This window comes from Phycisphaerales bacterium (assembly GCA_040221175.1).
Classification (GTDB): domain Bacteria; phylum Planctomycetota; class Phycisphaerae; order Phycisphaerales; family UBA1924; genus JAHCJI01.
In genome coordinates, this window is sequence record JAVJVK010000019.1 from 81,309 (window position 1) to 94,756 (window position 13,448).

Genomic DNA, 13,448 nt, shown 5'->3' on the forward strand with positions numbered 1-13,448 from the left:
CGACGTGTCCTCACAGGAACACCAGGCCGAGGAGGCAAGCCGAGCCGCGAGCGTGCTAGCCGATATCCGCGACCTCATCGGCGACGCATGGGGCACGATGCCCGCCGATGAACGCACCAATCGCATCCTGCAGATCCGCGCCGGCTTGCGGGCTCTTTACGAAGAAGCCGATACCGGCGTGCTGAGCGCCCCGGCGCAGGCGCAGGCCACCCGGCGGCAGACCTTGGCTCTCGTTCTCGGCGCGAGCCTTGTTTCGGCGACCGTGTGCATGGCGCTCTCGATCTGGTCGACGCGTGGCGTCATCGTTCGTCTCCGCGAGCTGCGCAATGCGATGGTCGCACGCGCCGAAGGGTCGCCATCGCCCGAACCACGTGACGTCGGCGGCGTGGTCAGCCAGCTCGAAGAGCTCAGCACACGCATGGCGCTCAAGATCGAGGAAAAGAACCGCGAGCTCCTCCGCCGCGAACGCATGGCCGGCGTTGGTCTGTTGGCCGCCGATGTCGCCCACGAGATCAACAACCCGCTCAACGCCATGCTGGGCCTGGCCGAGCTCTCGCTCCGTGCCACCATCTCGGGCCCGATCGACGATGCCGGCAGGCAGGAACTCCACGAGTCCCTCGGAGTGATACGCCGCGAAGCAATCCGTTGCCGCGCCATCGTCCAACGATTGATGTCGATGGTCCGCAGCCCACGGGCTCCCGAGACACTGGACGTCCAGCGGCTTCTCACCGAGACGGTCGATACCGCGCGTGCTGCACGCCCCGATCGTGCGGCCTGCTACGCGTTCACGTGCCCCGACAAGCCACTCTCGATCACCGCCCGGGGCGACGATGTTCGCCAGATCATGCTCACGCTACTCATCAATGCCGCCGACGCCGTCGGCCCCGACGGGCGAATCGACGTCGACGCCACCCGCGCAGGCGGCGAAGTGTGGCTCCGCGTTCGAGACAACGGCCGCGGGATGCCTGCAGAGGCCATCGAGAACCTGGGCGTCCCGTTCGCCACAACGCGTAGCGACAAGGGCGGCACCGGGTTGGGACTTTCCATCGCCACCACGATTGCCGCCGACATCGGTGCAACGATCCGCGCCGAAAGCCCAGGACCGGACCAGGGGACGCTGTTCATCCTCGCCATTCCGACCGACGAGCCCCTTGATCAGGACGGAGATCGTCAGTGACTGAAGAGCACGCCACGCCTTCTCGCCGCATCTTGGTCGTCGAAGACGAATCGGCCCAGCGTCTGATGTATGAGAAGGCGCTCACCCGCATGGGATTCGGCGTCACCCTCGCGGCGAGCATCTCCCAGGCGCGGCAAGCACTCACGGAGCACTCGTTTGCCGTCGTCCTTCTCGACCTCAACCTGGGCGGTGAGTCTGGCATGGACTACTTCGAGGAACTCCGCGAGGCCCACCCGGCCACCTCGGTCGTCATCGCCACCGGCTACGGCACACTCGACGCGGCCTCGCGCGCGATCCGAATGGACGTGGTCGACTTTCTGTCCAAGCCGGTCGCCTTGGATGACCTTGAGAAGGCCGTCGAGCGTGCCTGGTCCCGCTGCAAAAAGGTGCAGGCACCCGTTTCCAGCATCCAGCCCAGCGCCCTGGACGACGACGCCAAGGCAATCGCCAGTCGCCGCAGCCTCAACATCGAGCAGGCCGAGAGGGATCTCATCTTCGAAGCGCTGCGGCGCTGCCAGGATAACCGCAAGGCGGCGGCGAGCATGTTGGGGATCAGCGAACGCACACTCTACTATCGCCTGAGCCTGTATATGTAAGTGGCGACGGGTGTGACACAAAGCGTCTCTCGTCTGTGGTGTCCCGCTCAGCACCATGATTGGGATCATGCGCAGCTTCTCGGAAACTCTTAGCGCGGAAAGACTTCGACAGATGACGAGGCGGCCCGGTACTGCGCACCCGTGAGCGTAGGGCGGGCATCGCTTCACATGCGGCTATTGTCAGAGGACGGACGTCGGCCGCGCCAGCCTGGCTAGCCGATCGTCAATGTGAACAGCATCGCGGCATTGCAATCACAATTTGTTCGTCAGTGTGATCGGTGCCGTGGTTGTTGCTGGGGTGGCTTCCAGATCCTGAGAGTGGCCTCTCAGTGTCAGGAAACTCGCGGTTGAAAACGCCGCGAAGCTTGTCTCAATAATGGGCGCCATCCGCATTGCCGAGAGTTTCCAGCATGTGATTGCAAAGAGTTGAGAATCTACCGCCGTCCATCGAGGTATACTTGAAGTAGATGAGCGTTCGCCCACTGGCCATTTTGCTCACAGCGATCATCGCCTTTCACGCGCTGGCGGGCGGTGTCGAAGGCATGGCCGTGCTGTGCCTCGGCGGCGGCCACCAGCACCTATCGACCGAGTCCAATCATTGTGAGTCGGCTTGTAGCCACGACGGCACCTGGGCGCTCCCTGTCCCTGTGGACGAGCACGAGCACGACTGCGGCTGCACGGACATCGAGCTAGAGATCGCAGAACTGATTTCGTTGCCGCGCGGCGGCGACGTCGACGCCCCGAGTCCTGCCATCGTACCGATTCCGAGCCGAGGCGTCGCGCTCCAGGATGCCGGCCTCGGCCAGCGCGGGCCGCCCCAGCGGCCGCCCTGGTTCGATCCCGGTGGGGTCCACCGGCTCGCGATCGTGGGCAGTGTTCGCCTGACCATTTGATTCCTGCCTGTTCCTTCGCGCGTGCCGCGGCGGCTTGGACCGTTGTGGCGGGTATCGCTTTGGACTCAGACAGGGATTGCAAACTATGGACAATCTGAAACGCCCGCGTCGAATGCGGGCCATGCTGCCGGGTCTCGGTTCGGCGGTGGCCCTGATAGCTCTTGCGGGCTGCCAGTCGTACGAGCGGGTGCCACTGGAATTGGCCGACCACCGGGCCACGATCGATGCAAGGCTGGTTGTCGCTGAACCCATCTCAGACTTTGTTGAGCGGCTCGCCAAGGCCGGCAACCAGGTGCCGGAAAAGTTTGACCCGAACGATGGGCTCTCCCCTGAAGAGGGCGAGGTGCTCGCGCTGTTCTATAACCCGGACCTCCGTCTCGCTCGCCTCGATGGCGGTGTTGCGATGGCGAACTTTGAAACGGCAGGACTGTGGGAGGATCCTCAGTTCGGCTTCGATGGTGCGGAGATCCTCTCGCCCGCCGGGCCGTTCGAGTATGGGCTCACGCTGAGCCTGACGATCCCGATTTCGGGGCGGCTCGGCGTCGAGAAGGATCGGGCCGGGGCGGTGTACGAGGCTGAGTTGAGGCGAATCGCCGATGCCGAGTGGAGCACGCGGGCCGCGGTTCGCTCGGCCTGGGCGTCGTGGTCTGCGGCCTCCGAGCGGCTCCGCTTGTTGCGCGAGGTGATGGGTCAGGTCAAGCAGATCTCCGCCATCACCGACCGTCTGGAGACAGCGGGAGAACTTTCTCGGGTCGAGGCTCGGCTCCTACGCGCCGAGTTGGTCGAGACCCGAGCGGATGTCGCCGAGGCGGTGTTCGCAGAGGCCCGGGCCCGGGTCGAACTACTCGGTTTGATGGGGCTTTCGCCGGATGCTTCGGTGGAGTTGCTGCCGGCGATTCCGCCCCCATCGATCCCTGAGGCGGGCGATGCAATTGAACGGCTCATCGGGGCCAACACGACACTCGCGGTGCGCCGGGCCGAGTATCAAATCGCCGAAGAGACTCTCCGCCTGGAAGTCCGTAAGCAGTATCCGGACATTTCAATTGGCGCGGGCTATGGGAGCGAGGATAACGACGATCGTCTTCTGCTTGGCGTGTCGATCCCCATACCGAGTCTCAACGCCAACCGGGGGGGCATCGCCGACGCCAGGGCTCGCCGTGAGGTGGCTCGGGCCTCGGCCGAGACAACCTTCGAGCGTCTGACTCGCGAACTCACGATGGCCCGTGCTATGTACGACGCCGCGCGAACGCAGCGAGACGCGTTCGAGCGTGACCTGGTGCCGATGCTCGACGAGCAGGTATCCGAAGTCGAGCAACTGATCGACCTTGGCGAGGTCAACACGCTCCTTTTGCTTGAGACCGTCACGCGGCAGTTCGAGGCCAAGGGTCGGCTGCTCGATGTTCGTCTGGCCGAGACCGACGCGGCCATCGAGATCACTCGACTGCTCGGCCCGGAAGAGCTGGAGTCTTCGGCCCCTATCGAGTCCAAGACCGACGATGACACCAAAACCGCCACCACGCCACACACCGCGGCGCGAGGTGACACGCCCGCCGAGGAGGCATCCCCATGAACACTATGGAACGGGCAATCGCGATCGCCCTCGCGGCAGTTCTTCCGCTGACACTGGCCGCCTGCGATGGCGGTTCGCTATCCTCCGGCGAGACCGAGCATGGCGAGGGAAACGACCACGACCACGCCTCGGAAGCTGAGGCCGTGGCGACCGGGTCCGACCGTGTCGCCATCCCGGCCGCGGTTCGGTCAAACCTCGGCATCAGCTTTATCAAGGTCGAGCGGCGGCGGGTCGAGCAGACCCTCCGAGTGCCGGGCCGATTCGAGTACCTCCCGACGGCGCGCCGCGAGTACCGCACGGCCGTGCCCGGGCGGGTCGAGCTGCTCGTCGAGCAGTTCGAGCGGGTCGAAGCGGGCCAGGCGCTCTACCGCCTCGACTCGCCCGCGTGGCGGGAAATGCAGCAGCAACTCGCCGACGCCGAGGCGCAGATCGAGCGGCTCGAGACCCGGCTTGAGACCTTCGAGCCGCTGCTCGCGGCGCACCAGCAGCACGAGGACAGCCTTGACGATAGCGTCGAGGTCTGGAGCGAGCGGGTCGCGCAGCTGCAATTGGTCCGCGAGGCCGGCGGCGGCCGCATCGATGAACTCGCCCAGGCCCGCGCGTCGCTTGCGAGCACCCGCGCCGACCTTGCCAGCGTGATGGAGAAAAAGGCCCAACTCCAAGCGGACCGGCAGCAGGCCGTTGCCGACCTCAGGTCGGCCAGGTTGCGGCGAGACTACCTGCTGGATGCAGCCTCCTCGGTCGTTTCGCGCCCTCGCGACGAACTTGCCATGCAGGTCGACACGCCCCGCGGCAGCGAGCCGGGATGGGCCGCGATCACGATGATCGAGGTGGACGCATCGGAGGCTGGCGTCGTGGAGATGCTCGGCCTGACCAATGGCTCGTGGGCTGACGAGAAGACGCCTGTCATCACCGTCGTGCAGCCCGACCGGCTCCGTTTCCGGGCGTCCGGGCTGCAGAGCGATCTGGGCGTGCTGCGATCTGGTCTCACTGCCCGGATCGTGCCGCCAACGCCAACTGCCGCCGGACGCGCCGTGCCCCTGAGCGAGACCATGGATGGCACCATCTCGCTCGGGCTGGCCGGCGATCCGAACGACCGCACGCTCGAACTGTTCGTCGTCCCCGACGAAATCAGACCCTGGGCCCGGCCCGGCGTCTCGGCGCAGCTGGAGATCGTGACGGACGCGACGGCTGCGCCCGAACTCGCCATCCCGCTCGCCGCTGTGCAGCGTGACGGGCTCACCCCCGTCATCTTCCGGCGCAATCCCAGCAATCCGAACGAGGCCATCCGCATGGAGGCTGACCTTGGACTCGACGACGGGCGCTGGGTCGCCTTGCTCAGCGGTGTGCGCGACGGCGACGAGGTTGTTCTCGACGGTGCTTTCCAGCTCATGCTCGCAACGAGCGGTTCGATTCAGAAGGGTGGCCACTTCCACGCCGATGGCACGTTCCACGAAGAGGAGCACTGAGCCATGCTGAAGGCCGTCATCCAGTTCTCACTCCGTTACTCCACCCTCGTGCTCATCGCGGCGGTCATGATCGTCGGCTATGCCGGCTATCGCCTGCCAAAGATGAGCGTTGATGTGTTCCCCGAGCTCAACGCGCCGACCGTCACGATCATGGCCGAGTCTGGCGGGCTCGCCGCCGACGAGGTCGAGCAGTACGTTACCTTCCCCATTGAGACCGCCGTCAACGGCATGACGGGTGTCCGCCGAGTCCGAAGCGCGAGTGCCATCGGGCTGGGCATCGTCTGGGTGGATCTTGAGTGGGGCACTGATCTCTACGACGCACGCCAGCTCGTCTCTGAGCGGCTCGTGACCGCTCGGGAAAACCTTCCCGATGATGTCGAGCCGTTCATCACGCCCATCACGTCCATTGCCGGCGAGATCATGCTGATCTCACTGTCGTCGCCCGATGGGTCGGTCAGCCCCATGCAGCTTCGCGCCTACGGCGAGTTCGAGCTGCGCAACAAGATCCTCGCCGTGCCAGGCGTTGCGCAGGCCGTCGCCATCGGCGGCGAACTGCCCGAGTACCAAGTCAACGTCGATCAGGAACGGCTGAGGCTCTACGATCTGACCATCACGGATGTCGTGGAGGCCGCGGGCGGCGCGCATAGCACCGCCAGCGGTGGTTACCTGGTAAACGTCGACAACTTCGAGATCCCGATCCGTCAGCAGAGCCGGGTGACGCGCCCCGAGGATATCGCCAACACCGTCATCAAGTACCACGAGGGCGTGCCCGTGACGATCGGCCAAGTCGCCGAGGTCATCCTCGGGCCGGCGATCAAGCGAGGCACCGCTTCTGAGGGGGGCGAGCCCGCTGTCGTGCTGTCCATCCAGAAGTCACCGGGCACCAACACGCTCGCCCTGACGGACAGTCTTGATGCGCTGTTCGATCAGATCGAGCCGACGCTTCCCGGAGGTGTCGTGCTCAACCGAGATGTTGTCCGCCAGTCGCACTTCATCGACCGAGCGGTCCACAACGTCACCAAGGTGCTTGGTGAGGCAGTCATTATCGTGCTCATCGTGCTCGTCCTGTTCCTGATGAATCTGCGGACGACGCTCATAACGCTCACCGCGATCCCTATCTCACTGGCCGTCGGGCTCCTGATGATGGACGCGATGAACCTCGGGCTCAACGTCATGACGCTCGGCGGTCTCACGGTTGCGATCGGCGTGCTTGTCGATGACGCGATCATCGATGTGGAGAATGTCTTCCGACGCCTGAAACAGAACCGGGCCATGCCCGAGGCCGACAGGCGTCACTTTACGGAGGTCATTTTCGACGCTAGCAACGAGATCCGACCGGCGATGGTCTTCGCGACGGTCATCATCGTCATGGTGTTCGTGCCGCTGCTGTTTCTTCAGGGGCTTGAAGGACGCTTCTTCCAGCCCTTAGCACTCACCTATATGATCTCGATTCTCGCTTCATTGGTCGTCGCCCTGACGGTCGTGCCGGCGATGTGCCGGTTCCTGCTCAAGGGCAAACTCGGCGGTAAGCACGAGGACCGCGATGGATTCCTTGTTCGCCTCTTGAAACGGGCTTACGAGCCCTCGCTCCGGGCGGCAATCCGGTACCGGGCGTGCGTGCTCGGCGCTGCCGGAGTGGTCACCGCGGGCGCACTCCTGCTTGCGAGCACGTTTGGGAGTTCGTTCCTCCCATCGTTCAACGAGGGCACATTCACCGTCTTCCTGCTCGCCCCGCCCGGGACATCGATCGTCGAGAGCGACCGGCTCGCGACAGAGGTTGAGAAGCAACTCGTTCAGGTCGAGGGTGTCCGATCCGTATCACGGCGCACCGGCCGAGCCGAGCGTGACGAGCACGCCGAGCCGGTCAGCAACTCCGAGATCGAGGTCACCGTTGATGCGGGGAGCAACCGCCTCGAGGTGCGCGAGCGGATCGACCGCATCCTCGGGGCCGTCCCGGGGATCACGACGATGGTCGGCCAGCCCATCGAGCACCGCCTCAGTCATGTGCTGTCCGGTACGCCCGCGGCGATCGCCATCAATGTCTTCGGCGAGGACCTCACCGAGCTTCGCGACGTCGCCAAGGCGATCGAGGCAGAACTCCAGGGATTGCCGGGCGCTCGCGATGTGAATGCCAACCGCGAGGTCCTGATCACGTCCCTTCCTATCCGCTACCGGCACGCCGAGCTCGCGGCGGTCGGCCTCAGCCCCGCCGACGCCGCAGAGCAGGTCCGCGAGGCCCTCTACGGCGAGGTCGTGGACACCGTGAACCAGGGGGTGCGTCGGTACGACCTCGTCGTCCGGCTCGCACCCGAAGGGCGTGAATCCATCCTGCAGGTCCGCGACCTGCTGCTCCGTGGTCGAGGCGGAGCAACCGTTCGCCTGAGCGACGTCGCTGACATTGGCCCCGAGCGATCGAGCAACCTCATCACCCGAGAGAACGCCCAGCGGAAGGCGGTGGTGTCTCTCAACGTGGCCGAAGGATCCAACCTGGGCGACCTGGTAACGCAGGTGCAGGAGCGTGTGAATCCCATCGTCCAACGAGCCGGCATGACCGTGTCCTACGGCGGACAGTTCGAGGCGCAACAGTCGGCGTCACGCACGATTCTCGTCGCGGGCGTGGCGGTCGTGCTCATCATGCTCATGCTGCTCCAGATTTCCACCGGCTCGATGCGGGCCGCTGTGCTCGTCATGCTCAACATGCCCTTGGCGCTCATCGGGGGTATCGCCGCGATCTACATCACCGAGGGCGGCGGGCCGATCGCCAACACACTCGCGCTCGCCGGTGTCGGCGGACCGTACATCCCACCGGTCATCTCAATCGCGAGCATGGTTGGGTTTATCACCCTCTTCGGGATCGCCGTACGAAACGGCATCCTGCTCATCAACCATTACAATCATCTCATGGAGGCGGAGGGCGTCTCACTTGGTGAGGCCATCGTGCAGGGATCGTTGGAACGGCTCGCGCCGATCCTGATGACCGCGATCTCGGCGGCGCTCGGGCTTGTCCCGCTGGCGATGGCCGCGGGTGAGCCGGGCAGCGAACTGCTCGCGCCCCTCGCCATCGTCACCCTTGGGGGTCTGCTGACCTCGACGTTCTTGAATCTCATCGTTGTCCCGGCGGGGTACTCGCTCGTCTTCGGGCTCAAGCCCGAGCGTCGTCCCGCGAACCGCCCATCCGTGTTGTCCCGTCTTGCCGGCGTGTTTCGCCGCCCCAGAACCATTGCCAAGAAGGAGTCCTGACCATGAACGACCTCATCAAGTTCCTCTCCGCCGCGGGCGTGGCTATTGCCCTGTCGCTCTCCTTGCCGGGCTGCGGGGAGTCTTCGCAGCCGCCTGCCGAGACCCACTCTGCGTACGACGGTCACGAACACGACGGCGATGATCACGAGGGGCACGACCATGACGGTGGTGAATACGTCGAGCACGAAGATCATGACCACGGCGAGATGCGTTCGCTCGGTAGCGTGACGATCGCCGGTACGACGCTGTCGGTCTTGGCGTCCGGTGACATCGCGTCATCGTCCGAGGTGTACCTCGACCTCGACATCGAGTCCGGACCGGTCCCCACCGCCGTGCGGTTCTGGGTTGGGGATGAGGCCGGGACGGGCGCGCTGAAGTCGAAAGCAGACGCCCACGACGGTCACTTCCACGGCCAGACTGAGGCCCCGGAGAACATCGACGGGGCAAGCCTGTGGATCGAGATCGAAACCGCCAGCGGCGAACGACAGGCCGCCGCAGTACCGCTTCAGTAAGCATTCGTGAGCAACCTCGACCAACATCACGGATCCGATCTCGGAACCCGCCGGCTCGCCTGGGCCGTCGCCATCAACCTCTTGCTGACGGCGGCCCAGGTCGTCGGGGGCGTGCTGTCGGGCAGCCTGTCTCTGGTCGCCGATGCCCTGCACAACTTCAGCGACGCGGCGGGCCTCCTGCTCGCGCTCGTCGCGCGCAAGATCTCGAAGCGTCCCGCCGATGCGCAGCGCACTTTCGGCTACGGTCGCGCCGAAATTGTGGGCGGACTGATCAACCTCACGTCCATCATGGTCATTGCGGGCTACCTGCTCATCGAGGCGATCACTCGTACGTTCGATCGGCCCGAGATCGACGGCTGGATGGTGGTGATTGTCGCGGGAATCGCATTGGTCGTTGATGTCACAACCGCTGTGCTCACCTACTCGATGTCGAAGGACAGTGTGAACATTAAGGCCGCGTTGCTTCACAACGTCGCCGACGCGCTCGCCTCGGTGGCGGTCATTATCACCGGCACCCTGATCATCCTGTTCGATTGGTTCTGGACAGATATCGTCGCGACCATCGGGATCTCGCTCTACATCGCGTGGATGTCGTGGTCGCCGATGAAGCGGTGCATTCGAATCCTTATGCAGAGCGTGCCCGAGGGGCTGTCGATCGAGGAGATAGCACGGACGATCGCGGACGTCCGCGGCGTGCAGGGGATGGGCCACCTGCACGTCTGGCCGATCGACGAGCAGCACGTCTCGCTGGAGGTCCGCGTAGAGATGCGGACCGACGCGTCCCTGCAGGACGTCCAGGCCGTCCGTGAACGCGCCCGGGCGGCCATCGCCGAGCGGTTCGGCATCGAGCACGCGACCATCGAGGTGCGACCCGCCGGAGCCGTGAACGAAAGCCTGCTGCCCGAGCACTGACGCATGGAGCCGGCGGTCCGTTGTCACTGCTTAATCTCCCGCGTGGGTGAAGGCACGCCTGGCGGCCAGAGAGTCATACTGTCATGTTTGATTAGGATCCGGAGCAAAAGTCCCGGGCAGGCTTGGTCGCCTCGACCAGCAGCGTGCCAGTCAGTTCGTCGGTGACGACGTGGGCCTCCTCGCCGATGAATGCAACGGTACGCACTGCGTCCAGCATATCTGATAACGCTCAGCGTCACAAGAACACTTTCGGGGTGAACGCATAGATTCATCGGCGGGCCAGCTCCCGAATCCGTGCCCTCGCCACGCCCACCTGCTCCTCAACCATACTCCGTACCGCATCCCAACCCATCTTGTCGAGCCCCAGCTCCATCACGACTTGTTGGGAGATGGCCTGCGGCAGGTCATCGAGTGCCTGGCAGACGATCCCGAGCGCTTCGTTCCAACTTGACTTGACCTCGTCGACGGGCAGCAGCTCCCCCTGCATCTTCCGCAGCTCGATCACCTTCATGTTGGCGATGGCGGTCTCCTTGATCGCCCGGGCCTTGTTGTACTCCTGCTGGGTCATGCTGGAGGCTCCGGTCGGTTGCCGCGCGTGCCAGGGCTTGGACGGTGAACTCCCGGGCTTGCGGCCGGCGCCCTCGCGGCGGCCGCCGTGGCCGGTGTCGAGGACGTGATCATCGAGCCACGCGCGGCAGGTGGCCTCGTCCCACAGCCGGCCGCCGTCGGGCGTGTGACCCGAGGGCGGCATGCCGTCCTGGGCGTACTTGCGCACCGTCGACGCGGCCAGCCCCAAGCGGTCGGCGAGCTGCGATGTGGTGAGCAGGTCGGGCATGTCACGGGTTCATCCTGGCTAGTTGTCTGATTCACCGGCGATATCAAGATTCCGCGGCCCACTCGCACGCGAATTGCGAACCGCGGGCAACCTGCGTTTGTCAATGGTTTTGACTAGTACCCAACCGGGGGGGTGGGGGTAGGCGGCCCGCGCGTCATCGCTTTCCCCTGCGGCGTGCGATTGATCGGCGATGGGCCTTGCCTCGCGCGAGATGCGAGGGCGTCATGTGTGCCAACGCGTGGCATGGGGCCACGCCGGAGGACACGACCATGCCGACCAGTACGAAGACCGCGAAGAAGACCACGACCAAGTGCCCCGCCAGGAAGGCGAGCACGAAGAAGCCGCCCGCGAAGACCACGGCGAAAACCCAGGCCAGGAAGCCGGCCACGAAGAAGCCCGCGCCCAACGCCGTCACCGCCGCGACGAAGAAGCCCGCCAAGCCCACGCCCCGCAGGGGCAAGCAGCCCAGCGGCCTCGACCTCGCGGCGAAGGTGCTGGCCAACGCCGGCGAGCCGCTGGCGGCCAAGACCATCGCCGAGCGCGTCATCGCCGCGGGCTGGCAGACCAGCGGCAAGACGCCGCACGCGACGCTGTACGCCGCGATGACGCGGGAGATCCAGACCAAGGGCAAGGACGCCCGGTTCGTCAAGGTCGAGCGAGGGCGGTTCAAGGTCAAGGCGTAGCGATAGCACGACGCACCCCCTCACGCCCCGGCCATCACCGGGGCGTTCTCTCGTTCGGCCTTCGCGCCGGTAAACTGCTCCCACCGCTTCACGATTACGTCGCAGTAGAGCGGGTCCAGCTCCATCAGCAGCGCTCGCCGCTGGGTCTGCTCGGCGGCGATGAGCGTCGAGCCCGAGCCGCCGAACAGGTCGAGTACGCGCTCGCCCGGACGCGACGAGTACTGCATCGCGCGGACCGCGAGTTCGACGGGCTTCTCGGTCAGGTGCACCATGCTGGTGGGGTTGACCTTCTTGACCTGCCAGACGTCGGGGACGTTGTTCGGGCCCAGGAAGACGTGCGCCGCCCCCTCCCGCCAGCCGTAGAAGCACCACTCGTGGTCGCCCATGAAGTCCTTGCGGCTGATCACCGGGTGCATCTTGTGCCAGATGATCTGCTGGGCGAACTTCAGCCCCGCGGCCTCGAGCGCGGCGGGGTAGTTGGCGATGTTCGCATAGCCGCCCCAGATGTAGAAGGCGCGGCCCGGCTCGAGCGCATCCGATGCGTTCTGGAACCACGCCATGAGCAGCCGGTCGAACTCCTCCTCGCTCACGAAGTCGTTGGCCAGCGGGCGGTCCTTGGCCCGCAGCTTGGCCGTGGTGCCCTTGGCAGGCCCGGCCTTGCGGTCGCCGTCGAGGTTCCGGCTGCGCTTGGTCTTGCCCTGCTTCTGTGGCGCGAAGTTCGTCTGCCCGGTGACGAAGGCGTTCTTGCTGCGCGGCTGGACGGCCACGTTGTACGGCGGGTCGGAGTTGACCAGCTGCACGGGCTCGCCGGCCAGCAGACGCTGAACGTCGTCGGCGTTCGACGAGTCGCCGCACAGCAGCCGGTGCTCGCCGAGGATCCACAGGTCGCCCGGCTGGGTGATCGCCTCGTCGGGAGGTTCCGGAACGCTGTCGGCTTCGCTCTCGCCCTCCGAGACGCCGGGATCGAGCAGCTTCTGCAGCTCGCGTTCGGCGAAGCCCAGGAGGTTCCAGTCCAAGCCCAGGTCCTGCAGGCCGGCCAGCTCGAGCGGGAGCAGCTCGAGGTCCCACTCGCTCAGCTCGGAAGTGCGGTTGTCGGCGATGCGGTAGGCACGCGCTTGCTCGGGCGTGAGATCCGCCGCGACGTGCACGGGCGCCTCCTCGAGCCCCAGCGACTGCGCCGCCTTCCACCGCGTGTGCCCGCACACGATCACGCCCTCGCCATCCACCACGATCGGCTGGCGGAAGCCGAACCGCGTGATGCTCTCGGCCACCGCCGCGACGGCCTGGTCGTTCACGCGCGGGTTGCGCTCGTACGGCACGATGTCCGCCAGCTTCCGCATCTCGATCGCCAGCCCCGCCTTCGAGTCCATCGCCACCTTCGTCATCGTCCACGCTCCTTGGCGCCTCGCGCCGTGTGTTCGGTCCGTTGCCCGCTTGCCCGCCCGTTGGCCCGTCGTTCGCCCGTGTCGCGTTGCTCGCCCCAGGGCGGGGTATCGCCGCCTTGGGGCGCCCTCGGCCGCACGCGGGCACGACGGGCGGGAGCGGGACTTCTTTCCCTTCT

At 65.6% G+C, this 13,448-nt stretch carries 11 protein-coding genes; 9 read left to right on the forward strand and 2 right to left on the reverse strand.

The features are described 5' to 3' along the window. Positions 1-4 precede the first annotated feature (4 nt). From RIE32_12615 to RIE32_12650, 8 genes are all read left to right on the forward strand, one after another. Entirely contained in the window at positions 5-1,177 is a 1,173-nt protein-coding gene (locus RIE32_12615) for a HAMP domain-containing sensor histidine kinase (protein MEQ9097095.1), read from the forward strand. Next, positions 1,174-1,773, forward strand: a complete 600-nt coding sequence (locus tag RIE32_12620) for a response regulator (GenBank protein MEQ9097096.1) — start codon at positions 1,174-1,176, stop codon at positions 1,771-1,773. Before RIE32_12615 ends, RIE32_12620 begins: the two co-directional genes overlap by 4 nt. Positions 1,774-2,240: 467 nt before the next feature. Beyond that, positions 2,241-2,666: a hypothetical protein gene (locus tag RIE32_12625; GenBank protein ID MEQ9097097.1), complete on the forward strand. Its 426-nt coding sequence runs from the start codon at positions 2,241-2,243 to the stop codon at positions 2,664-2,666. A gap of 85 nt (positions 2,667-2,751) precedes the next feature. After that, positions 2,752-4,236, forward strand: a complete 1,485-nt coding sequence (locus tag RIE32_12630) for a TolC family protein (protein MEQ9097098.1) — start codon at positions 2,752-2,754, stop codon at positions 4,234-4,236. Next, complete coding sequence (locus RIE32_12635) at positions 4,233-5,705, forward strand: hypothetical protein (protein MEQ9097099.1); 1,473 nt, start codon at positions 4,233-4,235, stop codon at positions 5,703-5,705. The genes RIE32_12630 and RIE32_12635 overlap by 4 nt, the downstream gene beginning before the upstream one ends. 3 nt (positions 5,706-5,708) lie before the next feature. After that, a complete protein-coding gene (locus RIE32_12640) occupies positions 5,709-8,945 on the forward strand; it encodes an efflux RND transporter permease subunit (protein MEQ9097100.1) in 3,237 nt (1,078 codons plus the stop codon). A 2-nt stretch (positions 8,946-8,947) separates the two neighbouring features. After that, the gene (locus RIE32_12645; GenBank protein MEQ9097101.1) at positions 8,948-9,457 is read left to right on the forward strand and encodes a hypothetical protein; all 510 of its coding nucleotides are present in this window, start codon (positions 8,948-8,950) and stop codon (positions 9,455-9,457) included. A gap of 6 nt (positions 9,458-9,463) precedes the next feature. Further along, on the forward strand, positions 9,464-10,369 hold the full coding sequence (locus RIE32_12650; GenBank protein MEQ9097102.1) for a cation diffusion facilitator family transporter: 906 nt from the start codon (positions 9,464-9,466) through the stop codon (positions 10,367-10,369). 268 nt (positions 10,370-10,637) lie between these two features. On the opposite strand, the gene RIE32_12655 is transcribed toward RIE32_12650, so the two are convergent. Beyond that, positions 10,638-11,204 carry a hypothetical protein gene (locus RIE32_12655; GenBank protein MEQ9097103.1) on the reverse strand — a complete coding sequence of 189 codons (567 nt, stop codon included), beginning with the start codon at positions 11,202-11,204 and terminating at the stop codon, positions 10,638-10,640. A 269-nt stretch (positions 11,205-11,473) separates the two neighbouring features. Between RIE32_12655 and RIE32_12660 the strand changes: the two genes are divergently transcribed. Then, positions 11,474-11,887 carry an HTH domain-containing protein gene (locus RIE32_12660; GenBank protein ID MEQ9097104.1) on the forward strand — a complete coding sequence of 138 codons (414 nt, stop codon included), beginning with the start codon at positions 11,474-11,476 and terminating at the stop codon, positions 11,885-11,887. A gap of 20 nt (positions 11,888-11,907) precedes the next feature. On the opposite strand, the gene RIE32_12665 is transcribed toward RIE32_12660, so the two are convergent. Further along, positions 11,908-13,272 (reverse strand): DNA modification methylase, encoded by a 1,365-nt coding sequence (locus RIE32_12665; protein MEQ9097105.1) that lies wholly within the window; start codon positions 13,270-13,272, stop codon positions 11,908-11,910. Positions 13,273-13,448 lie beyond the last annotated feature (176 nt).

Bases quoted from the DNA above. Each gene is read 5' to 3' on its own strand.
- RIE32_12660 (MEQ9097104.1), top strand. From the start codon at position 11,474: ATGCCGACCAGTACGAAGACCGCGAAGAAGACCACGACCAAGTGCCCC.
- RIE32_12635 (MEQ9097099.1), top strand. From the start codon at position 4,233: ATGAACACTATGGAACGGGCAATCGCGATCGCCCTCGCGGCAGTTCTT.
- RIE32_12655 (MEQ9097103.1), bottom strand. From the start codon at position 11,204: ATGCCCGACCTGCTCACCACATCGCAGCTCGCCGACCGCTTGGGGCTG.
- RIE32_12665 (MEQ9097105.1), bottom strand. From the start codon at position 13,272: ATGACGAAGGTGGCGATGGACTCGAAGGCGGGGCTGGCGATCGAGATG.
- RIE32_12640 (MEQ9097100.1), top strand. From the start codon at position 5,709: ATGCTGAAGGCCGTCATCCAGTTCTCACTCCGTTACTCCACCCTCGTG.
- RIE32_12625 (MEQ9097097.1), top strand. From the start codon at position 2,241: ATGAGCGTTCGCCCACTGGCCATTTTGCTCACAGCGATCATCGCCTTT.
- RIE32_12630 (MEQ9097098.1), top strand. From the start codon at position 2,752: ATGGACAATCTGAAACGCCCGCGTCGAATGCGGGCCATGCTGCCGGGT.
- RIE32_12645 (MEQ9097101.1), top strand. From the start codon at position 8,948: ATGAACGACCTCATCAAGTTCCTCTCCGCCGCGGGCGTGGCTATTGCC.